This is a genomic window from Nocardioides sp. LMS-CY (assembly GCF_018732145.1).
Taxonomy (GTDB): Bacteria; Actinomycetota; Actinomycetes; order Propionibacteriales; family Nocardioidaceae; genus Nocardioides; species Nocardioides soli.
In genome coordinates this window covers 5308383-5330825 of record NZ_CP076104.1, presented here as the reverse complement: position 1 = coordinate 5330825, position 22443 = coordinate 5308383, and the positions used below count along the sequence as shown (strand labels likewise).

25 protein-coding genes are annotated in these 22443 nt (G+C 72.5%); 18 read left to right on the top strand and 7 right to left on the bottom strand.

Annotated elements, in window-relative coordinates:
* Positions 1-11: 11 nt before the first annotated feature.
* From KM427_RS25065 to KM427_RS24990, 16 genes are all read left to right on the top strand, one after another.
* Positions 12-881: a branched-chain amino acid ABC transporter permease gene (locus tag KM427_RS25065; protein ID WP_183595329.1), complete on the top strand. Its 870-nt coding sequence runs from the start codon at positions 12-14 to the stop codon at positions 879-881.
* Positions 882-884: 3 nt separating this feature from the next.
* Positions 885-1901, top strand: coding sequence for a branched-chain amino acid ABC transporter permease (locus tag KM427_RS25060; RefSeq protein WP_215525737.1), 1017 nt, complete (start codon positions 885-887; stop codon positions 1899-1901).
* Positions 1898-2719: an ABC transporter ATP-binding protein gene (locus KM427_RS25055; protein WP_215525736.1), complete on the top strand. Its 822-nt coding sequence runs from the start codon at positions 1898-1900 to the stop codon at positions 2717-2719. The genes KM427_RS25060 and KM427_RS25055 overlap by 4 nt, the downstream gene beginning before the upstream one ends.
* Positions 2703-3425 (top strand): ABC transporter ATP-binding protein, encoded by a 723-nt coding sequence (locus KM427_RS25050; protein ID WP_183595332.1) that lies wholly within the window; start codon positions 2703-2705, stop codon positions 3423-3425. The genes KM427_RS25055 and KM427_RS25050 overlap by 17 nt, the downstream gene beginning before the upstream one ends.
* Entirely contained in the window at positions 3422-4459 is a 1038-nt protein-coding gene (locus tag KM427_RS25045; RefSeq protein ID WP_215525735.1) for an LLM class flavin-dependent oxidoreductase, read from the top strand. The genes KM427_RS25050 and KM427_RS25045 overlap by 4 nt, the downstream gene beginning before the upstream one ends.
* Positions 4460-4523: 64 nt before the next feature.
* Positions 4524-5495, top strand: a complete 972-nt coding sequence (locus KM427_RS25040) for an LLM class flavin-dependent oxidoreductase (protein WP_183595334.1) — start codon at positions 4524-4526, stop codon at positions 5493-5495.
* A 23-nt stretch (positions 5496-5518) separates the two neighbouring features.
* The gene (locus tag KM427_RS25035) at positions 5519-5920 is read left to right on the top strand and encodes a RidA family protein (protein ID WP_183595335.1); all 402 of its coding nucleotides are present in this window, start codon (positions 5519-5521) and stop codon (positions 5918-5920) included.
* Complete coding sequence (gene npdG, locus KM427_RS25030) at positions 5913-6584, top strand: NADPH-dependent F420 reductase (RefSeq protein ID WP_215525734.1); 672 nt, start codon at positions 5913-5915, stop codon at positions 6582-6584. Before KM427_RS25035 ends, npdG begins: the two co-directional genes overlap by 8 nt.
* A gap of 36 nt (positions 6585-6620) precedes the next feature.
* Positions 6621-7289, top strand: a complete 669-nt coding sequence (cofC, locus tag KM427_RS25025; RefSeq protein ID WP_183595337.1) for a 2-phospho-L-lactate guanylyltransferase — start codon at positions 6621-6623, stop codon at positions 7287-7289.
* Between the two features lie 49 nt (positions 7290-7338).
* The gene (locus tag KM427_RS25020) at positions 7339-7491 is read left to right on the top strand and encodes a hypothetical protein (RefSeq protein ID WP_215525733.1); all 153 of its coding nucleotides are present in this window, start codon (positions 7339-7341) and stop codon (positions 7489-7491) included.
* 105 nt (positions 7492-7596) lie between these two features.
* Positions 7597-9126 carry a Re/Si-specific NAD(P)(+) transhydrogenase subunit alpha gene (locus tag KM427_RS25015; protein ID WP_183595339.1) on the top strand — a complete coding sequence of 510 codons (1530 nt, stop codon included), beginning with the start codon at positions 7597-7599 and terminating at the stop codon, positions 9124-9126.
* A 3-nt stretch (positions 9127-9129) separates the two neighbouring features.
* Positions 9130-10551, top strand: coding sequence for a Re/Si-specific NAD(P)(+) transhydrogenase subunit beta (gene pntB / locus KM427_RS25010; RefSeq protein WP_183595340.1), 1422 nt, complete (start codon positions 9130-9132; stop codon positions 10549-10551).
* A 78-nt stretch (positions 10552-10629) separates the two neighbouring features.
* Entirely contained in the window at positions 10630-11010 is a 381-nt protein-coding gene (locus KM427_RS25005; protein ID WP_246391565.1) for an MmcQ/YjbR family DNA-binding protein, read from the top strand.
* Positions 11011-11088: 78 nt separating this feature from the next.
* The gene (locus KM427_RS25000; protein ID WP_215525732.1) at positions 11089-11529 is read left to right on the top strand and encodes a MarR family winged helix-turn-helix transcriptional regulator; all 441 of its coding nucleotides are present in this window, start codon (positions 11089-11091) and stop codon (positions 11527-11529) included.
* Positions 11526-12158, top strand: a complete 633-nt coding sequence (locus tag KM427_RS24995; protein WP_215525731.1) for a hypothetical protein — start codon at positions 11526-11528, stop codon at positions 12156-12158. Before KM427_RS25000 ends, KM427_RS24995 begins: the two co-directional genes overlap by 4 nt.
* An 87-nt stretch (positions 12159-12245) precedes the next feature.
* Entirely contained in the window at positions 12246-12881 is a 636-nt protein-coding gene (locus tag KM427_RS24990) for a dihydrofolate reductase family protein (RefSeq protein ID WP_215525730.1), read from the top strand.
* 18 nt (positions 12882-12899) lie between these two features.
* Here the strand turns inward: KM427_RS24990 and KM427_RS24985 are convergent, their stop codons facing one another.
* Both KM427_RS24985 and KM427_RS24980 read right to left on the bottom strand, forming a co-directional pair.
* Positions 12900-13481, bottom strand: a complete 582-nt coding sequence (locus KM427_RS24985) for a GNAT family N-acetyltransferase (protein WP_215525729.1) — start codon at positions 13479-13481, stop codon at positions 12900-12902.
* 47 nt (positions 13482-13528) lie between these two features.
* Positions 13529-14215 carry a winged helix-turn-helix transcriptional regulator gene (locus KM427_RS24980; RefSeq protein WP_215525728.1) on the bottom strand — a complete coding sequence of 229 codons (687 nt, stop codon included), beginning with the start codon at positions 14213-14215 and terminating at the stop codon, positions 13529-13531.
* A gap of 138 nt (positions 14216-14353) precedes the next feature.
* Between KM427_RS24980 and KM427_RS24975 the strand changes: the two genes are divergently transcribed.
* Positions 14354-15175 carry a class I SAM-dependent methyltransferase gene (locus tag KM427_RS24975; protein WP_215525727.1) on the top strand — a complete coding sequence of 274 codons (822 nt, stop codon included), beginning with the start codon at positions 14354-14356 and terminating at the stop codon, positions 15173-15175.
* 87 nt (positions 15176-15262) lie between these two features.
* Here the strand turns inward: KM427_RS24975 and KM427_RS24970 are convergent, their stop codons facing one another.
* The 3 genes from KM427_RS24970 to KM427_RS24960 are packed head-to-tail and all read right to left on the bottom strand — an operon-like array spanning position 15263 to position 19513.
* The gene (locus tag KM427_RS24970) at positions 15263-16675 is read right to left on the bottom strand and encodes an NAD(P)/FAD-dependent oxidoreductase (RefSeq protein ID WP_215525726.1); all 1413 of its coding nucleotides are present in this window, start codon (positions 16673-16675) and stop codon (positions 15263-15265) included.
* Positions 16662-17969, bottom strand: coding sequence for an aspartate aminotransferase family protein (locus KM427_RS24965; RefSeq protein ID WP_215525725.1), 1308 nt, complete (start codon positions 17967-17969; stop codon positions 16662-16664). Before KM427_RS24965 ends, KM427_RS24970 begins: the two co-directional genes overlap by 14 nt.
* A gap of 29 nt (positions 17970-17998) precedes the next feature.
* The gene (locus KM427_RS24960) at positions 17999-19513 is read right to left on the bottom strand and encodes a CoA-acylating methylmalonate-semialdehyde dehydrogenase (protein WP_183595375.1); all 1515 of its coding nucleotides are present in this window, start codon (positions 19511-19513) and stop codon (positions 17999-18001) included.
* Positions 19514-19595: 82 nt separating this feature from the next.
* On the opposite strand from KM427_RS24960, the gene KM427_RS24955 reads away from it, so the two are divergent.
* Entirely contained in the window at positions 19596-21191 is a 1596-nt protein-coding gene (locus KM427_RS24955) for a PucR family transcriptional regulator (RefSeq protein ID WP_215525724.1), read from the top strand.
* A 112-nt stretch (positions 21192-21303) separates the two neighbouring features.
* On the opposite strand, the gene KM427_RS24950 is transcribed toward KM427_RS24955, so the two are convergent.
* A complete protein-coding gene (locus tag KM427_RS24950; RefSeq protein WP_183595377.1) occupies positions 21304-21945 on the bottom strand; it encodes a LysE family translocator in 642 nt (213 codons plus the stop codon).
* Positions 21946-21990: 45 nt separating this feature from the next.
* Complete coding sequence (locus KM427_RS24945; protein WP_215525723.1) at positions 21991-22431, bottom strand: nitroreductase family deazaflavin-dependent oxidoreductase; 441 nt, start codon at positions 22429-22431, stop codon at positions 21991-21993.
* Between the last annotated feature and the right edge of the window lie 12 nt (positions 22432-22443).

Here is a 22443-nt window from a genome sequence, read left to right as displayed (position 1 = left end):
AGACCACCACCATGGACCAAGCCATCCAGTTCACGCTGGCCGGCCTCACGACCGGCAGCATCTACGCCCTGATCGCCCTGGGCTTCACGCTGACCTACAACTCCAGCGGAGTCGTGAACTTCGCGCAGGGAGAGTTCGTCATGCTGGGCGGGTTCCTCGCCGTCGCGCTCTACCTCACGGGCCTGCCGCTCGGCCTCGCCGCCGTCGGTGCGGTGATCGGGTCGGCCCTGATCGCCGGGATCGTGCACCTGCTGACGCTCTCCCGGGTCCCGAAACTCGACACCTTCGGACTCCTGATGGTCACCGTCGGCATCGCGATCGTGCTGCGCACCCTCATGCTCCTGGTCTGGGGCAGCGAGGAGCGCTCGCTGCCCGCCTTCACCGACGGTGAGTCCATCCACGTCCTGGGCGGCACCATGCCGCCGCAGGCGCTCTGGGTGATCGGGACGGCGCTCGTCGCGATGCCGCTGCTGTACGTCTTCTTCACCCGGACACGCATCGGCGACGCGATGATGGCGGCCTCCGACAACCGCACGGGCGCCAAGATCGTGGGCATCCGCACCAACCGGGTCGCGCTGTTCGCGTTCATGCTCGGTGCCGGGCTCGCCGCCCTCGGCGGCGTGCTCATCGCGCCGATCACCACGATCAGCTTCGCGCTCGGTCTGGAGTTCTCGGTCAAGGGCTTCACGGCGGCGGTCCTCGGCGGCTTCGGCAGCCCGGTGGGCGCCGTCGTCGGAGGGCTCTCCCTCGGCCTCATCGAGAAGTTCGGCGCGGGCTACATCTCCACGGGCTACCAGGACCTCTTCGCGCTCGCGACCCTGCTCGTGATCCTGATCATCCTTCCCCGCGGGATCGTCGGATCCCGCGCCCTGGAGGCCTGAGACATGCTGCGCAAAGCCAGCGTCGGTCTCGTCGTCGCAGTCGCACTGGTCGCGCCGTTGGTGGTGGACCTGTTCTGGCTGAACCTGCTGACCCTCGCACTGATCTACATGCCGATGGTGATCGGCCTCAACGTCCTGTTCGGCAAGGCGAACCTGGTCTCCTTCGGCCAGGGCGGATTTTTCGCGATCGGCGCCTACGTCTCAGCCCTGCTCACGCTCCAGCGCGGCTGGAACGTGTGGCTGGCGATGCTGGTGGGCTGCGTGGCCGCGGTCGTGATCGGCTACGTCATCGCCCGTCCGGTGCTCCGGCTCAAGGGGCTCTCGCTCGCCATGGCCACGCTCGCGTTCGGCCAGATGGTCTTCATCCTGGTCCAGCAGCTCGACGTCACGGGCGGCCCGGTCGGACTCTCGGGGATCCCCGCTCCGTCCGCGCCGGGCATCGACTTCCTCGAGCCGCGGAACTTCTACTGGCTGGCCCTCGCCGTGGCCGTGCTCGCCTTCGTGATCGCCAGCAACCTCGCGAGGTCGCGGTACGGGCGGATGTTCCACGCGCTGGCCGACAGCGAGGTGGCGTCCCGCTCCGTGGGCGTCCGCGTCGACCGGGTCAAGACGCTGGCCTTCTGCTTCGCCGCGGGACTGGCGGGCGTGGCCGGCGCGATGTACGCGCACTACTTCTCCTTCATCAGCTCCGACACGTTCAACCTCGAGCTGTCCCTGCTCGTGGTGATCATGGTCGTCGTCGGCGGCATGAAGGACCTCTGGGGCGCCGTGGTCGGCACCATCGCCATCTTCGTGATGCGTGAGTACCTGCGCTCCTACCAGGAGTACTCCGAGCTCGTCTACGGGCTGCTCCTGATCCTCGTCTTCATGTTCGCCCGGGGCGGCATCACCGGCACCGCCAAGGCGGTGTTCCGGCGCCTGAGAGGTGGCACCGACAGCGGGGGTGGGCCCGGCGCGGGCGACGGCACCGCCGCGCCGGTCGCCGCCGGACCGCTCCCGAAGCAGGAGGTCGGCCGATGACCACCACCACGACGGCGGCGGTGGAGCTGCGCGGGGTCACCATGCAGTTCGGTGGGCTCCGCGCCCTCTCCGACGTCTCCCTGCGCCTGGACCACGGCGTGGTCACGTCGCTCATCGGGCCGAACGGAGCCGGCAAGACCACGGCGATCAACGTGATCTCGGGCGTGCTGCGCCCGACGTCCGGCAACGTGCTCGTCAACGGCGAGACCATCACGAACCAGGCCGCGGAGCGCCGCACCGACATCGCCCGCACCTTCCAGATCTCGCAGGTCTTCAAGAGCCTGACCGTCCTCGAGAACGTCGTCGTCGCGCTCCAGGCCGACAGCGGCTACGGGTTCGGACGCGCGCTCCTCGGCGGTCCGGGCGTCCGGCACGCCGAGAAGGCGGTCCGGCGCGAGGCCCTCGAGCTGCTCGACCGGGTCGGCATCGGACACCTCGCCGACCGGGAAGCGAGCACCCTGCCACTCGGTCAGGAGCGTCTCCTCGAGGTCGCCCGCGCCCTCGCGATGCGACCCAAGGTCATCCTCCTCGACGAGGTCGCCTCCGGACTCACCGCCGGGGACCGGCACGAGCTCGCCGGGCTGGTGCGCTCGCTCGGCGCGGACGGGTACGCCGTCCTCGTGGTCGAGCACAACATGCGGTTCGTCCAGGACACGTCCGAGGCGCTCGTGGTGCTCAACTTCGGCGAGCTCCTCTACACCGGGACCGTCGCCGAAGGGCTTCGCGACCAGGGGGTCATGGACGCCTACCTCGGCCACGCCACCACGACCGATGCCGGTCCCGACGAAGAGGTGAAGAGCGATGCTGCGCTGTCATGACGTGTCGGTCGCCTACGACGGACTGAAGGCGATCGAGAACGTCTCCATCGAGGTCCCGGCCCACCAGACCGTCGGGATCGTGGGCCCCAACGGGGCCGGCAAGACCAGCCTCCTGCACGGCGTCTGCGGGATCGTTCCCCTGGCCGGCGGCACCGTCGTCTTCGACGAGGAGGACGTCACGGGCCGGCCGACGCCGGACCTGGTCCGCCGGGGGATCTCGCTGGTGCCGGCGGCGCGGGAGCTCTTCCCCAACCTCAGTGTGCACAAGAACCTCCGCCTGGGGGCGCACACGCACCTGTCCTCGCGGCAGGGTCGGACGCAGGCGGCCGCCGACCTCGAGCGGGTCCTGGAGATGTTCCCGATCCTGCGCGAGCGCGGCAACCAGGCGGCCGGATCGCTGTCCGGCGGGCAGCAGCAGATGGTCGCCATCGGCCGCGCGCTGATGGCCCGGCCCCGCCTGCTCGTGCTCGACGAGCCCTCCCTCGGCCTGGCCCCGCTGGTCCTCGGTGAGATCTTCGACGCCCTGCACAACCTGGTCGCGTCGTCCGACGTCTCGGTGCTCCTCGTGGAGCAGAACGCGGAGCTGACGACGGCGTTCGTCGACTACGTGTACGTCCTGGACTCCGGTCGGGTCGTCAACGGCGGCCCCGCGAGCGAGATGACCAGGGACGACATCGCGCGCGCCTACATGGGGGCCGAGGCGTGACGGCAGCCGCGTCGGGGCGACCACAGGTCGGGGTGCTGATCATCCCGGACCTGCCGGTCAGCGACCTCGTCGAGCGGGCCGTGCACGTCGAGCGGTCCGGGCTCGACTCGGTCTGGGTGGCGGACGAGAAGTTCTACCGCGACCCGTTCGTCACCCTGACGGCCGTCGCGGCCCGGACCGAGCGGATCGGGATCGCCACCTGCGTGACCGAGCCCTACGCCCGGCACCCCGCCCTGATCGCGATGGCGATGGGCACCCTGCACGAGCAGGCGCCCGGACGGGTGACCATCGGCATGGGCGCCGGAGGCTCCGGGTTCCCCCCGATGGGGGTCACCCGGCGCGCCCCGGTCGCCGCGCTGACCGAGGCCGTCGCGATCATCCGCGGGCTGCTGAGCGGCGAGGAGGTGAACGTCGAGGGCAAGGTGCTGAGCTTCACGGCCGGACGGCTCAACTTCCCGGCGGTCCCGCTGCCGATCTTCCTCGCCGGCCGAGGGGAGAAGGTGCTCCAGGCGGCCGGGCGGGTCGCCGACGGGGTGATCACCGCGCCGTTCGCCTCGAGCCTCACCCTGGGCGGCGCCGCCGCCGCGGTCGCGGCCGGGGTCGAGGCCCGCACCGACGGCGTTCGCCCGCCGATCGTGGCGCGCGTCGACGTCGCGATCTCCCACGACCCGGTGGTCGCCCGCGACGCCGTCAGGTACATGGTCGCGATGCCGATCTGGTCGAGCTACCCGAACCTCGACTACGTCGAGCCGACCGGCGTCGAACTGCCGGCTGAGGTCGTGGAGCTCGTCGCCACCCGGCGATACGAGGCCATCGGGTGGGCCGCGCCGCACATCCCCGACGGCCTGGTCGACCACTTCGCCGTCGCCGGCACCTTCGACGAGGTCGTCGCCCGGCTCCGGGACATCGGCGAGGTCGCCGACCAGATCCTGGTCAACCCGGTGCCGACCACCGACCACGACGTCGACCAGACGATCGCCGCGATCGCCCGTGCCCGGGACGCGGCCTTCCCCGTCCCAGCACACCCCGCCTGAGTCCGGAACAACCCCAGGAGCAACGATGAGGTTTGGCGTAGGCCTGCCCACAGCCACCGCAGGAATGATGTACCCGACCCCGTTCGCCAGCGCTGCCGACGTGGTCGACATCGCCGTCGAGGCCGAGCAGCTCGGCTACTTCGAGGTCGCCGGCAACGACCACATCACCACCCAGCAGTACGTCCGGGAGTCCTACCCGGTCCCGCCGGACTTCTTTGAGCCGCTGGTGACCTACGGCTACATCGCCGCGCGGACGTCGACGCTCCGCCTGATGACCGGCATCCTGGTGATGCCGATGCGGCAGCCGGTGCTCCTCGCCAAGCAGCTCGCGACGCTCGACCAGCTCTCCGGCGGCCGGGTCATGGTCGGCGCCGGCAGCGGCGCCTACCGCGAGGAGTTCGTCGCGTCCCAGCCGCACCTGGCGCACGCGCACCGGGGGCGGCTGCTCAACGAGTCGATCGAGGCCGTCCAGCTGCTCTTCCGCGAGCGGCGCGCGAGCTACGCCGGTGAGTACGTCTCGTTCGACGACATCGAGATGTACCCGAAGCCGGTCCAGGACGTGCTTCCGATCTACCCCGCCGGGAACGCCGACGCGTCCATCCGCCGGGCCGCCCGCTACGGCCAGGGCTGGCTGCCCGCCGGGCTGAGCCCCGCCGCCGTCGGAGCGGGCAGGGAGAAGCTGCGGGCGTACGCCGCGGAGGAGGGCCGGGCAGACCAGGAGTTCGCCATCGCCCCGCAGGTCATGGTCTGCATCGCCGACACGACCGAGGAGGCCGAGGACACCTACCGCCGCTCCCAGCTCTTCCACCACCTGGTCACCCTCCAGCAGTCGACGCTCAAGGGCGTGAGCGTCGACACCTACGTGACCAACAACTGCATCGGCAACCCGGACGACGTGATCGCGAAGGTCAAGGAGTTCGAGGAGGCGGGGGCGACCCACCTCGCCGGCATCTACTTCGCCGCCGACAACGTGGAGCAGCTGCGCGCCCAGATGCGCCGCTTCGCCACCGAGGTCATGCCGGCCTTCACCGACTGAGAACGAAAGGCACCACCACCGCGATGAGCACGATCACCCCCGTCGTCAGCGACGCCGCCCCCGAGGCCGTGGGACCGTACGTCCACGCCGTCCGGCACGGCGACGTCCTCTACTGCTCCGGGTCCCTGCCCCTCGACCCGGCGTCCGGCGTCCTCGACGACGCCGACCTCGCCGCGGAGACCCGGCGGTCGCTCGCGAACCTCCAGGCCGTCTGTGCGAGCGCGGGCACCTCGCTGGAGCACGCGCTGCGGATGACGATCTACACGACCCGGCTCGACGGGTTCGCCGAGATCAACGACGCCTACGCGGCCGGGTTCCCGGGCCACGTCCCGGCCCGGACCACCGTCGGCGTCGCCGCGCTCCCGAAGGGCGCCCGCGTCGAGATCGACGCGATCGTCGCGATCCCGGGCTCCTCCGATGAGTGAGTCGATCGCCGTCCTCGGAGGCACCGGAGCGCTCGGGTTCGGCATCGCCGTCCGGCTCGCGGCCGCGGGCCATGCGGTCGTCATCGGGTCCCGGGACGCTGGCCGGGCCGAGGGCGCGGCGGACCGGCTGCGCGCCCTCCTGCCCGAGGCCGACGTCCGAGGCTGCGCCAACGGCGACGCGGCCCGCGCGGCCGACCGGCTGGTGATCCTCTCGGTGCCGCTGACGAGCCAGGTCAGCACGATCAAGGCCGTGGCCGAGGACCTGGAGGCGGGGAAGATCCTCCTCGACGCCACCGTCCCCCTGGCGCCGGCCGTCGGCGGGCGGCCGACCCAGCTGGTCGGCCTGTGGAGCGGGTCGGCGGGGGAGCAGGCCGCCGCGGCGGTGCCGCCCGGCGTCGGGGTCGTCTCCGGGCTCCACACGCTGAGCGCGGCGTCGCTGGAGGCGCTCGACCAGGACCTGGATCAGGACACGCTGATCTGCGGAGACTCCAAGGACGACAAGCAGGTCGTTCGCGACCTGATCGGGTCGGTCACGGGGCTCCGGGTCGTGGACGCCGGACGCCTCGAGATGAGCCGGCTGGTGGAGAGCCTCACGCCCCTGCTGATCGGCATCAACATCAGGAACAAGACCCATGCAGGTATCCGCATCGTCGGCCTTCCCTGACCCGCTCCGGCGGCGTCCACTCACCCGGAGGGTCGGGTGAGCTCCTCGTCGCCGGGCCGGGGGGAGTTCCAGGTGCTCCTGCCCGTCAAGAGCCTCGACACCGCGAAGTCCCGCCTCGAGCTCACCGACGCGGGACGACGAAGCCTGGCACTGGCGTTCCTGCTCGACACCCTGCGAGCCGCCGCCGAGTGCCGGTTGGTCGGTGACCTGGTGGTCGTCACCCGCGACCAGCAGGTCACCGACGTGGTCCGGGAGGGCGGTGCCAGCGTCGTGGTCCCGGGCGACGCGAGGGGCCTCAACGGCGAGCTCGCGCAGGTGCTGGCCGAGCGCCTGCCCGGCGGGCGACCCACCACGATCCTGATGCCGGACCTGCCGTCCGTGACCGCTCACGAGCTCGAGGAGGCGTTGACCCTCGGACGTCGGGAGCACCGGCCCACCTACGTCGAGGATCTCAGTGATGGCGGCACCACGATGCTCACCAGCCGGCGGGGGGACCTGGTGCCCGCCTTCGGCGCGCGCTCCGCGGCGCGCCACCGGTCGGCCGGGGCCCGCCCCGTCGGAGGCGAGCTCGTCGGCGCCCGGTGCGACGTCGACGACCTCGAGTCCCTCCGGATGGCCGTCTACATCGGCGTCGGCCCGCACACGAGGCAGGCGCTCGAGCGCCTGCCGGGCCTGTCGGCGCTCGGCGAGATGGCGCACCCGTGATTTCGAGACGGGTCCCGGCGCGCCCCCGACAACCGCCAGACTCCTCGGCATGGCGGCGCTCACCGCGGCGGAGGCCGACCCCGAGAGCGCGGCCCAGCGTGCGCTGACGTCGGTGACCGCGGAGCGTGCCCGGCCGCTCGGGCGCGGGCGCACCACCTACGATCAGGTGGCCCGCTTGGCGGCGACAGACCCGAACCCCTGACGCCGGCCCGCTTCAGCACCTCGGAGCCGGCCGGCGCAGCGTTGCATGTCCACACCCAGGAAGCAGTCCAGGAAGAAGCCCAGGAAGCAGTAAGGAGAGCATTCGGTGCTCATCGGCATTCCCCGTGAGTCAAGACCGGGCGAGACACTCGTCGCGGCGACCGCGAAGACGACGGCCCAGCTTGTCGAGCTCGGCTACGACGTCATCATCGAGTCCGGCGCGGGTGCGTCCGCGGACCAACCCGACCAGGCGTTCGTCGAGGCCGGGGCCCGGATCGGGTCGCCGGAGGAGGTCTGGGCGGCCGACGTCGTCGCCAAGGTCAACGCTCCCACCGACGGCGAGATCGCCCGGCTGCGCCGGGGCGCGACGGTCATCTCGATGATGGCGCCCGCGCGCAGCCCCGAGCTGCTGGCCGCGCTGCAGACGGCCGGCGTGACCGCCCTGGCGATGGACGCCGTGCCCCGGATCTCGCGGGCCCAGTCCATGGACGTGCTCTCGTCGATGGCGAACGTCGCGGGCTACCGCGCGGTGGTCGAGGCCGCACACGAGTTCGGCCGGATGTTCACCGGCCAGGTCACCGCGGCCGGCAAGATCCCGCCGGCCCGGGTGTTCGTGGTGGGCGCCGGCGTGGCCGGCCTCGCCGCCATCGGCGCGGCCTCGGCGATGGGCGCGGTCGTGCGCGCCTTCGACGTCCGCCCGGAGGTCGCCGAGCAGGTCGAGTCGATGGGCGCCCAGTTCGTCAAGGTCGACTTCGAGAGCGAGGTCAGCTCCGACGGCTACGCCAAGGAGATGACCGCCGAGCAGGAGGCCGCCACCGCGGAGATGTACGACGCGGAGGCCCGCGCCGCCGACATCGTGATCACCACCGCGCTGATCCCGGGCCGACCGGCGCCGAAGCTGCTCAGCGCCGAGACGATCGCCGGGATGCGGAACGGGTCGGTGATCGTCGACATGGCGGCCGCCAACGGCGGCAACGCGGAGGGGACGCAGCCCGGGGATCGGATCGTGACCTCGGGTGGCGTCACGATCCTCGGCTACACCGACCTGGCGGGCCGGCTGCCCGCGCAGACCTCGCAGCTCTACGGCACCAACATCGTCAACCTGCTCAAGCTGCTGACGCCGGCCAAGGACGGCGCGCTCGCGCTCGACCTCGACGACGTCGTGCAGCGGGGCGTCACGGTGGTGCGCGATGGCGAGTCGATGTGGCCGCCGCCGCCGGTCCAGGTCTCGGCCGCGCCCGCCGCGCCGGCCGCCGCACCGGTGGCGGCCGCGAAGCAGCGGACCCCGATGACCACGAGCAAGGCGCTGACCATCGTCGGTGGGCTGGCCGCGGTGCTGTTCGTCCTCGTCGGACTGGCGCCGGCCCAGCTCCAGCTGAACCTCACCGTCTTCGCGCTCGCGATCGTGATCGGCTACTACGTGATCGGGCACGTGCACCACGCGCTGCACACCCCGCTGATGTCGGTCACCAACGCGATCTCCGGGATCATCGTGGTCGGCGCCCTCCTGCAGATCGGCAGGGGTGACACGGCCGTGACCGTCATCTCGTTCGTCGCGATCCTTCTCGCCAGCATCAACGTCTTCGGCGGCTTCGCCGTCACCCGTCGCATGCTCGGCATGTTCTCCAGGAGCTGACCCGTGGACATCTACTCTGCCTCGGTGGCGGCCTACCTGGTCGCCGCCCTCCTCTTCGTGCTGGCCCTCGCGGGCCTGTCGCGGCACGAGTCGGCCAAGCTCGGCAACTACTTCGGGATCCTGGGCATGGCCATCGCGCTGGTGGCCACGGTCGCCCTGGCCATCGACACCGACATCGAGTCGGTCGGACTCGTCCTGCTCCTCGTGGCGGTCGCCCTGGGCGCGGTCATCGGCCTCCAGCTCGCCCGGACGGTCGAGATGACCGGCATGCCGGAGCTGATCGCGCTCCTGCACAGCTTCGTCGGCCTCGCCGCGGTGCTGGTCGGCTGGAACGGCTACCTGCACATCGAGCACCACCCGGACGGCGTCGACGCCGTCGTGCTGGAGGCGGCCGGCCTGCTCGGCATCCACAGCGCCGAGGTCTTCATCGGCATCTTCATCGGCGGCGTGACCTTCACCGGCTCGATCGTCGCCAACCTCAAGCTGTCGGCGCGGATGAAGTCCGCCCCGCTCATGCTCCCGGGCAAGAACCTCATCAACATCGGGTGCCTGGTTCTCTTCCTGGCCCTCACCGTGTGGTTCGTCGTCGACCCGCAGCTGTGGCTGCTGGTGGTCGTCACGATCCTCGCGCTCGCCCTCGGCTGGCACCTGGTCGCCTCGATCGGCGGCGGCGACATGCCGGTCGTCGTCTCGATGCTGAACAGCTACTCCGGCTGGGCGGCCGCGGCGTCCGGCTTCCTGCTCAACAACAACCTGCTCATCATCGTGGGCGCGCTCGTCGGCTCCTCGGGTGCCTACCTGTCCTACATCATGTGCGCGGCGATGAACCGCTCCTTCATCTCCGTGATCGCCGGTGGCTTCGGCCTCGAGGCGGGCCCGGGCGACGCCAAGGACTACGGCGAGCACCGGGAGATCCAGGCCGCGGGCGTCGCGGAGCTGCTCGAGCGCGCGTCGTCGGTCGTGATCACGCCGGGCTACGGCATGGCGGTCGCCCAGGCCCAGTACCCGGTCGCCGATCTGACCGCGAAGCTGCGGGCCAAGGGGGTCGACGTCCGGTTCGGCATCCACCCGGTCGCGGGCCGGCTGCCCGGGCACATGAACGTGCTCCTGGCGGAGGCCAAGGTGCCCTACGACATCGTGCTCGAGATGGACGAGATCAACGGCGACTTCGGCGACACCGACGTCGTGCTCGTGATCGGCGCGAACGACACCGTCAACCCGTCGGCCGCCGAGGACCCGGCCTCGCCGATCGCCGGCATGCCAGTCCTCGAGGTGTGGAACGCGCACGACGTGGTCGTCTTCAAGCGGTCGATGGCGGCGGGGTACGCCGGCGTGCAGAACCCGCTCTTCTTCCGCGACAACAGCCAGATGCTCTTCGGTGACGCCAAGGACCGGGTCGAGGACATCGTGCGGGCGCTCGGCTGACGCCGACGTCCGGTGTAGCCCGGGGTGGCCCCGACCGATGAATCGGGGCCGCCGCCGCGGTCGACCCTCGGGTAGACGATGCGCGAGGAGTGGACGGCGATGGCGGTGCTCGAGGACGTCCGGCCGCTGGGCGCGGAGCTGGAGCGCTCGTACGAGGTGTACGTGCGCGGCAGGCTGAAGTTCCGCGTCCAGCAGCTGGTCTACGTGGCCTTCTCCCTCGACGAGCGGGTGATGGGCTTCGCCTTCCCCAAGGAGGAGCGGGCCGCGCTCGTCGCGAGCGAGCCCCACAAGTTCCAGCTGCCGTCGGAGTCGGACCTGCGCTTCAACTGGGTGCACGCCGATCTCGCCGCGCTGGACCGGGCCGAGGCCCGCGAGCTCGTCGTCGACGCCTGGCGGATGGTCGTGCCCCAGAAGCTCTCCCGCGCCTACGACCTCAGCCATCCCGACGGCCCGGGCTGACCATCGGCTCCCGGACCTCGTGGCGGGACGCCGGTGCGCAATTCGTGAATTCACTGGATAGTGCAGTATATTCACGATATGCCCGAGACCACCCCCGTCGACCAGGTCATGGAGATGGTGTCCCTGCTCCAGCGGGACATGGCGCACTCGTTCGCCCGCGACGGGCTCACCGAGGCGCGGGCGCACCTGCTGTGGGTGCTCCAGGACGGTCCGACGACCCAGCGGGCGCTGGCCGACGCGCTGCGGGTGACGCCACGCAACATCACCGGCCTCGTCGACGGGCTGGTCGCCTCCGGCCACGTCGTACGCCGCGCGCATCCGACCGACCGCAGGGCGACCCTCGTCGACCTGACCGAGCCCGGCGCCGACCTGCTGCGGTCGATGACCGAGGGCTACGCGGAGATGCACGAGGTGCTCTTCGGCGGCCTCCCCGACCGCGAGCTCGCCGCCTTCGGGCGCACCCTCGGCCGGGTCGTCGACCGACTCCGGGCCAGGCTCGTCGAGGAGGGGATCGGATGACGCGCCTGTGGGGCTGGATCGTCGTCGGCGTCCGCTTCGAGATCAACCTGTACGTCGCGCTGGGCCGATGGCTGCTCCGTCGGCCCGCGGTGCCGGCGGGCGCGACGCCGTGGGGCTACGCCCGCCTGGTCACCCCGGTGATCTGGCTGTGGATCTTCGGGTCCGCGGTGGAGGTCGTGGTGGTGCACGTGATCACGCCCTGGCTCGCGGTCCGGCTGGTGCTCCTCGCCGTCGGCGTCTGGGGCCTGCTCTGGATGGTCGGGCTGCTCGCGAGCTACCGCGTCTACCCGCACCTGGTCGACGACGACGGCCTGCGGGTGCGGCACGGCAAGCGGGCCGACGTCCGGGTGCCGTGGGAGCGGATCGCCCGGGTGACGACGGTCGACCGCGACCTGCCCTCGTCCGTCCGGACCTTCCAGCCATGCCCCGCAGGGGTCGACGGCGAGGGCGGCATCGACCTCCAGATCGGCGTCAGCGGCCGCGCCAACGTGCACCTCGTGCTCACCGAGCCGATGACCGTCCCGGTGTCCGGCGAGCCGCTGGCGGTCACGGCCCTGACGTTCCTGGTCGACGACCCCAGGGAGTTCGTGGCGCAGGTCCGCAGCGCCGTCCGGTCGACCGCGCACTGACCGGCCACCGATGAGAGTCCGCGGCCGCGCCGGTCAGTTCCTCCGGAGGAGACTGCACGGCGCAGTCACGAGTCGAGGAGCGCGCGGATGTCACTGACCCGGGTCCACAACCTGTCCATCTCGCTGGACGGCTTCGCCACCGGCGAGCCGCAGTCGCTCGAGGCGCCGTTCGGACATGCCGGCGAGCGCCTGCACGGGTGGATGTTCGGCACCCGGTTCTGGGACGCCGGCGGGAGCGCCGGCGTCGACGACGCCTTCGCGCAGCGCCACAGCCAGGGCATCGGCGCCGAGATCATGGGCTCCCACAAGTTCGGCCCGCCCGGCTGGCACGACGACCCGGAGTGGCGCGGGTGGTGGGGGCCGAACCCGCCGTTCCACACGCCGACGTACGTGCTCACCCATCGCCCGCGGCCGCCGCTCGAGATGGCGGGCGGCACCACCTTCCACTTCCTCGACGCGACCCCGGCCGAGGCGCTCGCGGTGGCCCGCGAGGCCGCCGACGGTCAGGACGTCCGGATCGGCGGCGGCGCCACCGTGGTCCGCGACTTCGTCGCCGCCGGGCTGGTCGACCTCATGCACCTGGTGCAGGTGCCGATCGTGCTCGGCCGCGGCGTCCGGATCTGGGACGGCCTGGAGGCGCTCGAGGACGGCTACGACATCGAGGCGGTCTCCGCTCCCAGCGGCGTCACCCACCTCACCTTCACCCGCCGGGCCACCGCCTGACAGGCCCGGCATCGAGGCTCAGCCGACCTGCCGGTCCCGCCACTCCTCCGCGAGCAGCGCGTAGCCGTAGCCGTCCAGCCAGCCCCGGGTGCGGTGCAGGGACTCGCGCACGTTGTGCGCCTCGCGGCGCATGCCGAGCCGCTCCATGATCCGCCACGAGGCGACGTTGTCGGCGAAGCAGAGCGCGGTGACCCGGTGCAGCCCGAGCGGCTCGAAGCAGATCCGCAGCAGGGCGGCGGCCGCCTCGGTCGCGTAGCCCTGCCCCGCGTGCTCGGGCGCGATTACCCAGCCCAGCTCGGCCTGCCGGCCCCGGGCCCGGTCGGCGACCTCCTCCTGCGCCCAGGGCGACTCGATGCGCAGCATCAGGTCGCCGACCACGGCGCCGTCGCGCTCGACCACGAGCGTCGCGGCGAACCGGTCGGGCTCGGCGAACAGCCCGGCGTACTCGTCCCGGTCGCGCACCAGCCGGTGCAGCCACTCGCCGACCTCGGGGAGGCGGCGGTAGGCCCAGGTCGGGTCGAGGTCGTCGACGGTGGCGGGGCGGATCGAGAGGCGCTCGGTGCGCACCGGCCAGTCGACGGCACTCAGGTCCTGGGGCATGCGCCGATCCTGCCCGACCGGGGCGGGGGTTCGGCACCGACTTTTCCCTAGGCCGGCTCGCGCAGCGGGTGCGGCACCGCGGCGGTCGCCATCTGGCCGAGCCACGACGGGACCGCACGGCGTACGTCGGAGGGCGCCTCGATCCGCACGTCGCCGGTGCGCATCGCGTCGTCCCAGGTGCGGTCGACCCGCCACAGCCGGACCATCGTGCCCAGGGTCGTGGTGACGGTCGCGGTCACGTCGAAGCCGGGATCGAAGTCGCAGACGTCGGCGTCCTCGCCGTTGACGCACAGCCACCACGAGGCGGTGCGCGCGGGCTGGTCGGTGAAGTCGAAGCGCACCACGGTGCGGCGGCGTGGCCACGCGTCGAGCGGCACGGTGCGGCGGATGTCCCAGAGCAGCAGGTGCGGGTCGAGGTCGTCCTCGCCGAGCGTGCCGATCCAGCGGATCCCCCAGGCGCCCAGCGCCTCGACCACCGGCCGCAGCTCCTCGCCGCACTCGGTGAGGCGGTAGCTGGTGCGGCCGCCGACGACGTCGCGCTGGATCACGCCCGCGCGCTCGAGCGTGCGCAGCCGCTTGGACAGCAGCGCGGGCGACATCTTGGGGTTGCCGCGGCGCAGCTCGTTGAAGTGGGTGCTGCCCGCCAGCAGCTCGCGCACGACCAGCAGCGTCCACCGCTCGTCGAGCACCTCCATCGCCTTGGCCATCGGACAGAACTGGCCGTACGTCGCCATCCGGCACCTCCCCCGGCGCTCCGCGCCTCCACCAGTAGACGCCCGGAAGGGCGCCGGGCACCAGTACAGATCGTGAACCGGGGCCGATACAGACTCGGCACTAGAGGCCGGGGCGGCTCGGGGCGGACGCTCTCTGGCATGACTACTGACACCACCACCAACACCACCAACACGACCCAGACCCCCACTCCGCTCTGGGCTCTCGGCGACTACCACGCCGTGGCCACCGAGGTGATCGCGCCGCTCGGCCGGCGCCTGGTCGAGGCCGCCGGGATCGGCGCGGGCCAGCACGTCATCGACGTCGCGGCCGGCACCGGCAACGCCGCGCTGCCCGCGGCCGGCACCGGTGCCGACGTGGTGGCCTCCGACGTCACCCAGGCGCTGCTCGACGTCGGGCAGCGGGCCGCCGAGGCGCAGGGACTCGAGCTCGACTGGCGAGCCGACGACGCCCAGGCGCTGCCCTACGACGACGGCGAGTTCGACGCCGCGATCTCCTGCGTCGGCGTGATGTTCGCGCCGCGCCACCAGGACGCCGCCGACGAGCTGGTCCGCGTCGTCCGCCCCGGCGGCCGGATCGGGCTGGTCAGCTGGACGCCGGAGGGCTTCATCGGGCAGATGTTCGCGACCATGAAGCCGTATGCCCCCGCTCCGCCGCCGGGTGCGCAGCCGCCGCCGCTGTGGGGCGCGGAGCCGCACGTGCGCGACCTGCTCGGCGACCGGGTCTCCGGCGTCGAGGCGGTCCGCGAGCGGCTGCCGGTGACCCGCTTCGCGACGGGTGCGGAGTTCCGCGACTTCTTCAAGGCCACCTACGGCCCGACGATCATGGTCTACCGCACGCTGGCCGACGCGCCGGAGCGGGTCGCCGAGCTCGACGCCGCCCTCGCCGCCCTGGGCGACGCGGCGCTGGCCGACGGCCGGATGGAGTGGGAGTACCTGCTGCTCACCGCCACCCGGACCTGAGCACCCGCGGGACGTCATACGGACGGAGGAAGGGGACACACTGTCCGTATGACGTCCCGGCGGCGTCGGTCGAGAGCACGCGGTCACTCATGAGTCGAACCCCAGTCCCATCGCGTCGAGCGAGCGCAGCCACAGGTTGCGCCGGCCCTCGCGGTGGTCGGCGCGGTCCAGCGACCAGCGGGTGGCGTTGATGCCGATCGCCGCGAGCGGCTCGGGCGGGAACGGCAGCGGCTTGCGGCGCACCATCGCCAACCGGGTCCGCGGCGTGGACAGCCCGGAGAGCCGGTCCAGCATCACCTCGGCGGCGAACCGGGTGGCGCCCACGCCCAGGCCGGTGAAGCCGGCGGCGTAGGCGATCCGGCCCCCCGCCGCCAGCCCGTGGAACGCCACGAACTGGGTCGAGGTGTCGATCGCCCCCGCCCAGCGGTGCGTGAACGCCACGCCCTCCAACTGCGGGAAGGCCGCGAGGAAGTGCGCGGCCAGGCGCCGGAACGTCTCCGGCCGCTCCTCGTACGCCGCGCGCACCCGACGACCGGCGTGGTAGATCGCGTCGTACCCGCCCCACAGGATCCGGTTGTCGGCGGTGAGCCGGGCGTAGTGGAACTGGTTCGCCAGGTCGCCCAGCCCCTGCCGGTTGGCCCAGCCGATCGACGCCAGCTGCGAGTCCGACAGTGGCTCGGTCATCAGCACGTAGTCGTAGACCGGCACCGTCATCAGCCGGGTGCGGCGCAGCAGCGACGGGAACACGTTGGTCGCGAGCGCGACCCGGTCGGCGGTGACCGCACCGCCGGTGGTGTGCACGACGACGGGTCCGCGAGTCGGCGTGTCGAGTCCGGTCACCCGGGTCCGCTCGTGGATCTCCACGCCCAGGTCGCTCGCCACTCGCGCCAGCTCGCGAGCCAGGCGCGCAGGGTGCACCAGCGCGCAGGTGTCGCGCTCCCAGTCACCGCCGAGGAAGAGCGGGCTGTCGATCTCGGCTCGGACCGCGTCGGCGTCCAGGAAGCCCGGCTCGTCGCGCAGCCATGCGAGCTGGTGCGGCTCCACCGCGACCGTGAGCGACCCGGTGCGCTCGAGCTGGCAGTCGATGCCGAGCTCGCGGACGTCGGCCTCGAGGGCGTCGAGGTTCTCCCGGCCGAGCCGCTCGATCTCGTCGTACTCGTCGGGCCAGCGGCCGCGGCCGTTCTCCTCGCCGTGGGTGAGGCTCGCCTCGCAGAAGCCGCCGTTGCGGCCCGACGCGGCCCAGCCCACGGTCGCGGCCTCGAGCACCACCACCCGGGCGCCGGGGTTGCGGCGCTTGGCGAGCACGGCGGTCCAGAGTCCGCAGTAGCCGCCGCCGACCACGGCCAGGTCGGCGGTGGTGGCGCCGGTCAGGGGTGCGTACGTCGTACCCGGCGCGTCCTCGAGCCAGAAGACCGCCTGTCGCGAGCCCGCGAGCGCTGCGTCGACGGCAGCGCTCGCGGGTGCGTTCCGCTCGTAGGCGGTCGGGCTAGGCCCCGACATGCTGGTCGCCGGCCTTGAGCGCCTCGTCGAGGATCGCGAGCCCCTCGCGGGCCTCGTCGTCGCTCATCGTGCACGGCGGCACCACGTGGATCCGGTTGGTGTTGGCGAAGGGCAGCAGGCCCGCTGACTTGCACGCCGCCACCACCTCGTTGAGCGCGGCCGGCGGCAGCATCGCCTTGGTCGCGCGGTCGGTCACCAGGTCGAGCGCCCAGAAGGCGCCGACGCCGCGCACGTCGCCCACGCACGCGTGCCGTTCGGCGATCGCCGCCAGGCCGGGGCCGAGGATCTCGCGGCCGAGCCGGTCGGCGTTCTCGACGATGCCCTCGTCACGCATCGTCTGGATGGTCGCGACGGCGGCCGCGCAGGCGAGCGGGTGCCCCGAGTAGGTGAGGCCGCCGGGGTAGGGCCGGTGGCCGAAGGTCGCCGCGATCGGGTCGCTGATGATCACGCCGCCGAGCGGGACGTAGCCGGAGTTCACGCCCTTGGCGAAGGTGATCAGGTCCGGGACGACGTCGTACAGGTCGAGCGCAAGCCAGGAGCCGGCGCGGCCGAACCCGGCCATCACCTCGTCGAGGATCATCACGATGCCGTGCCGGTCGCACAGCTCGCGGACGCCGGCGAGGTAACCCGGCGGCGGCGCGAAGATGCCCGCGGTGCCCGGGATGGTCTCCAGGATGATCGTGGCGATCGTGTCGGGTCCCTCGGCCTCGATCGTGCGGCGCAGGTGCGCGAGTGCGCGGTCGCACTCCTCCTGCTCGGTGCTCGCGTGGAACTCCGAGCGGTAGCGGAACGGGCCGAAGAAGTGCACGACCCCGTCGGTCGCGGTGTCGTTGGCCCAGCGGCGCGGGTCGCCGGTCACGTTGATCGCGGTCTGGGTGCCGCCGTGGTAGGAGCGGTACGTCGACAGCACCTTGAACCGCCCGGTGTGCAGCCGGGCCATCCGGATCGCGTGCTCGTTGGCGTCGGCGCCGCCGTTGGTGAAGAACACCTTCTCGAAGCCGTCGGGCGCCAGTCCGGCGATCAGCTCGGCCGCCTGGGCGCGCTGCTCGTTGGCGTGCTGCGGCGCGATCGTGCACAGCCGGTCGGCCTGCTCCTTGATCGCCGCCACCACGCGCGGGTGCTGGTGGCCGATGTTGGTGAAGACCAGCTGGCTGGAGAAGTCCAGGTAGCGACGGTCCTCGTCGTCCCACACGTAGGACCCGCGCGCAGCGGTGATCACCATCGGGGTGATCTCGGCCTGCGCGGACCAGGAGTGGAAGACGTGCTTGCGGTCCAGGTCGTAGGCGGTGCTCATGGTCCTCTTCTCTCGTCGTGGGAGGAGTTTCAGTGGTTCTTCGGGAACGCCAGCTCCAGCCCGCCCGCGGTGCCCGGGTCGGGCCAGCGGGTGGTGACGACCTTGCCACGGGTGAAGAAGTGCACGCCCTCGGTGCCGTGGGCGTGGGTGTCGCCGAAGAGCGAGGCCTTCCAGCCACCGAAGGAGTAGTAGGCCATCGGCACCGGGATCGGCACGTTGACGCCGACCATGCCGACCTGCACGTCGTGCTCGAACGCGCGCGCCGCGCCGCCGTTGCCGGTGAAGATCGCGGTGCCGTTGCCGTACCGGTTGGCGTTCACCAGGTCCAGCGCCTCCTGGTAGGTGTCCGCGCGGACCACCGAGAGCACCGGGCCGAAGATCTCGTCGGTGTAGACGCTCATCGACGGGGTGACGTGGTCGAAGAGGGTGGGGCCGAGCCAGAAACCGTCCGCCTCGCCCTTCGCGTCGACTGCGCGCCCGTCGACGACCAGGGTCGCGCCCTCGGCCTCGCCGCCCTCGACGTACGACGCGACCTTGTCGCGATGGGTGCGGGTCACGAGCGGGCCCATGTCCGCCTCGAAATCGGGCTGGGCCTGGGCGCCGTCGCCGATCTCGAGGGTGCCGGTGCGCTCGGCGATCTTCTCCACCAGCCGGTCGCCGATGTCGCCGACCGCGACGACGACGCTGATCGCCATGCACCGCTCGCCGGCCGAGCCGTAGCCGGCGCTGACCGCGGCGTCGGCGGCCAGGTCGAGGTCGGCGTCGGGCAGCACGACCATGTGGTTCTTCGCGCCGCCGAGGGCCTGCACCCGCTTGCCGGTCCGGCTGGCGCGCTCGTAGACGTACTCCGCGATCGGCGTGGACCCCACGAAGCTGATCGCCGCGACGTCGGGGTGGTCGAGCAGGCCGTCGACGGCGACCTTGTCGCCCTGGAGCACGGTGAAGACGCCGTCCGGCAGGCCGGCCTCCCGCCACAGCTCGGCCATCCAGATCGAGGCCGAGGGGTCCTTCTCGCTGGGCTTGAGGACGACGGCGTTGCCGGCCGCGATCGCGATCGGGAAGAACCACATCGGGACCATCGCGGGGAAGTTGAACGGGCTGATGATGCCGACCACGCCGAGCGGCTGGCGGATGCTCTTCACGTCCACGCCGGTGGAGACCTGCGGGGAGTTGCCGCCCTTGAGCAGGTGCGGGATCCCGCACGCGAACTCGACGACCTCCTGGCCCCGCGACACCTCGCCCAGCGCGTCGGAGCGCACCTTGCCGTGCTCGGCGGTGATGATCGCGGCCAGCTCCTCCTTGCGGGAGTTCAGCAGCTCGCGGAACCGGAAGACCACCTGGGTCCGGGCGCTCACCGATCGCTGCGCCCAGTCGAGGCCGGCCTTCCGGGCCGAGGCGACCGCCGCCTCGATCTCCTCCGGTCCGGCGAACGCGACCCGGCCGGTCACGCGGCCGGTGGCGGGGTTCGTGACATCGCCGGTGCGGCTCTCGTCGCTGCCGGGGTGTGCCTTGCCGTCGATCCAGTGCGGGATGAGCGTCGTCATGCCGCTCATCGTGGGCCCTGTCGCCGCCGCGGACCAGGGTCGTACTGTCGTGAGATCCTCCATCCATGCGACAGTACGTCGCATGCCGGTCACCGTTCGCGACGCGCTCGCCCTCGACGCGCTCGCCGCCGGCGATCCGGTCGTGCTCAGCGGCGAGGCGTCCCTGGACCGCCGGCTGCGCTGGGTGCACGTCTCCGAGGTCCGCGACGTCGCCGCGGTGCTGGTCGGCGACGAGCTGGTGCTGACCACGGGCCTCGGCATGGCCGCCTCGGCCGCGGCCGCGGCGGACTTCGTCGACCAGCTCGTGGCCGTCGGTGCGGCGGGGCTGGTGATCGAGCTGGGCCCCGCCTACCCGTCGGTGCCCGACCTCGCGCTGCGCCGGGCTCGCGCCGCCGCGCTGCCGGTGGTCGTGCTGAACCGGAAGGTGCGCTTCGTCGAGGTGACCGAGAGCGTGCACCGCGCGATCGTCGCCGAGCAGTTCGACGAGCTGCGCAGCGCCTTCGACGTGCACCAGACCTTCACCGAGCTCGGCCTGGCGAGGGCGCCGATGGCCGGGCTCGTGGAGGCGGCGGCGGACCTGGCCGGCGGGTCGGTGGTGCTCGAGGACCTGTCGCGGCGGGTTCTGGTCGCGGCCGCCCGCGCCGAGCCGGTCGACCGGCTGCTCACCGACTGGGAGCGGCGCTCCCGGCTCACGCCGTACCTGCGGGTGACGGGGTCCGGCGGCCCCGAGCGCTGGCTGACGACCCCGGTCGGGATCCAGGGCGGGGCCTGGGGCCGGCTGGTACTGCCCGGGCCGCGCGCGACCCGCGACGACGGTCGCGCCCGGCTGGTGCTGGAGCGGGCCGCGCAGGCACTCGAGCTGGGCCGGATGATCGAGCGCGACGACACCGCGATCCAGCTGCGCGTGCACGGTGGCTTCCTGCTCGACCTGCTCGACGAGCGGCTCGGCTCGGAGGTCGCGGCCGCCGCGCGGCTGCGCGCGCTCGGGGTGCCGGACCGGGCCGGCGGGTCGGGGTACGTCGGCGCCGTGGCGCGGCCGCGCGAGGAGCTGCCCACCGACGTCGGTGCCGCCCAGCGGCGGATGGTGCGGCTGAGCGAGCAGGTGCACCAGGCGCTCACCGCGGCCGGCGCGACCGGGCTGGTGGGCGTGCTCGACGGCGGGCACGTCGGCGTGCTGCTCACCGAGGAGGACGTGCTCGACCGGCTGGCTCGCGAGCTGCGCGTGCTCGAGCCCGACGCGGTGCTCGCGGCCGGCCAGGGCGTCGACCGGGTGCTGGCCGCCGCCGCCTCGCTGCGCTCGGCCCGCGTGGTCGCCGACGTCGCCGCCACGCTGCCCGCCGTCGCCGGCTGCGCCCGGCAGGCCGACATCCGGCTGTCGGGCCTGCTGATGTCGCTGCGGGAGGACGCCCGGCTCCAGGAGTTCGCCGAGGCCGAGCTGGGCACGCTGCTCGAGCACGAGGCCCGGCACGGCGGCGGCCTGGTCGACCTGCTGCGCCAGTTCCTCGCGGTCGGCGGCAACAAGGCCGAGCTGGCCCGCGTCGCCCACCGCAACCGCACCTCGCTCTACCCGGCCCTGCGCCGACTCGAGGAGCTGGTCGGCCACCCCCTCGACGACCCCGCCTCCCGGCTCTCCCTCGGGGTGGCGCTGCTGGCCTACGACCAGGGCCGGCAGCTGTAGGGGGTCGGCCTGCGGTTTTGGCTGCTGACAGCCGAAACCCGCACGGCGCGCCGTGTCGCATGGGCGTGTCGCGCGGGTTCTGGCTGCTGACAGCCGAAACCCGCAATTGGCGCTACTCGGACGCCGCCATCGTCGCGCCCAGCCCGATCATCATCACCCCGCCGGCCACGCCGAGCCGGTCGAGCCGCTGGGGACGCCGCGCGAACCAGTCGCGCGCCTTGCTCGCGGCCAGCGCCCAGGCACTGTCGGAGCACACCGCCATCGCGCCGAAGACGGCGCCGAGCAGCGCGATCTGCATCCCGGTGTGGCCGGCGGGCTCGTTGACGAACTGCGGCAGGAAGGCCACGAAGAACACGATCGTCTTCGGGTTCGTCAGCCCGACCGTGAAGCCGATCCGCAGCGAGCGCCGCGCGGAGGCCCGCGCGACGGCCAGCTGGTCGACCGCACCGAGCGCAGCCCGCGCGTCGGCGCGGTGCCGGATCGCCTGGATGCCGAGCCAGACGACGTACGCCGCGCCCGCGACCTTCAGCACCACGTAGGCCTGGGCGCTGGCGGCGACGACTGCGCCGAGCCCGACGGCGACCAGGAACACCTGGGTGGTCACGCCCAGCGCGTTGCCGACCACCGAGAGGAGGGCGTCGCGGCGGCCGACGGTCAGCGCCCGGCCGATCGTGAAGAGCAGGCTCGGGCCCGGCACCTGGATGAAGAGCGCGCTCGCGATCACGAAGGCGAGCCACTGGCTGGTGGTGGGCACGCGAACATTCTGGTGCCGGCCGGGCCGGGCGGCCAGCGGATTCCGTCAGGTGGCGTCGCGCAGGGTCAGCCGCACCAGGGGGATGTCGGTGCCGGAGAGCTCGGCCATGGTGGCCGAGAGCCGCCGCCAGGCGCGCGGGTGCCGGCGCGCGTAGTCGGCGAGCACCCGGTCCCGCTCGCCGCGGTCGAGCACCGCGGCCGTGGCCGGGTGCCGGGTCCGGCCGAGGGTGACGTGGCACGCGGGCGTCGCGACCACGTTGCGGAACCACTGCGCGCGCGGCCCGAACCCCGACGCCACGATCACCGCCGTGGGGGCCTCGCGGGCGACCACCTCGAGTACGACGTACCGGGCCTGCCCGGACGAGCGGCCGACGTGCTCGAGCAGGAGCAGCCGCCCGCCGAACAGCCGGCCCCAGCCGTGCCGGAAGAGCGGGATCGGCGTGCGGACCAGCCACCGCGTCGACAGTGCCCGGCTCGCGAGGCTCACCCGACGAGGATG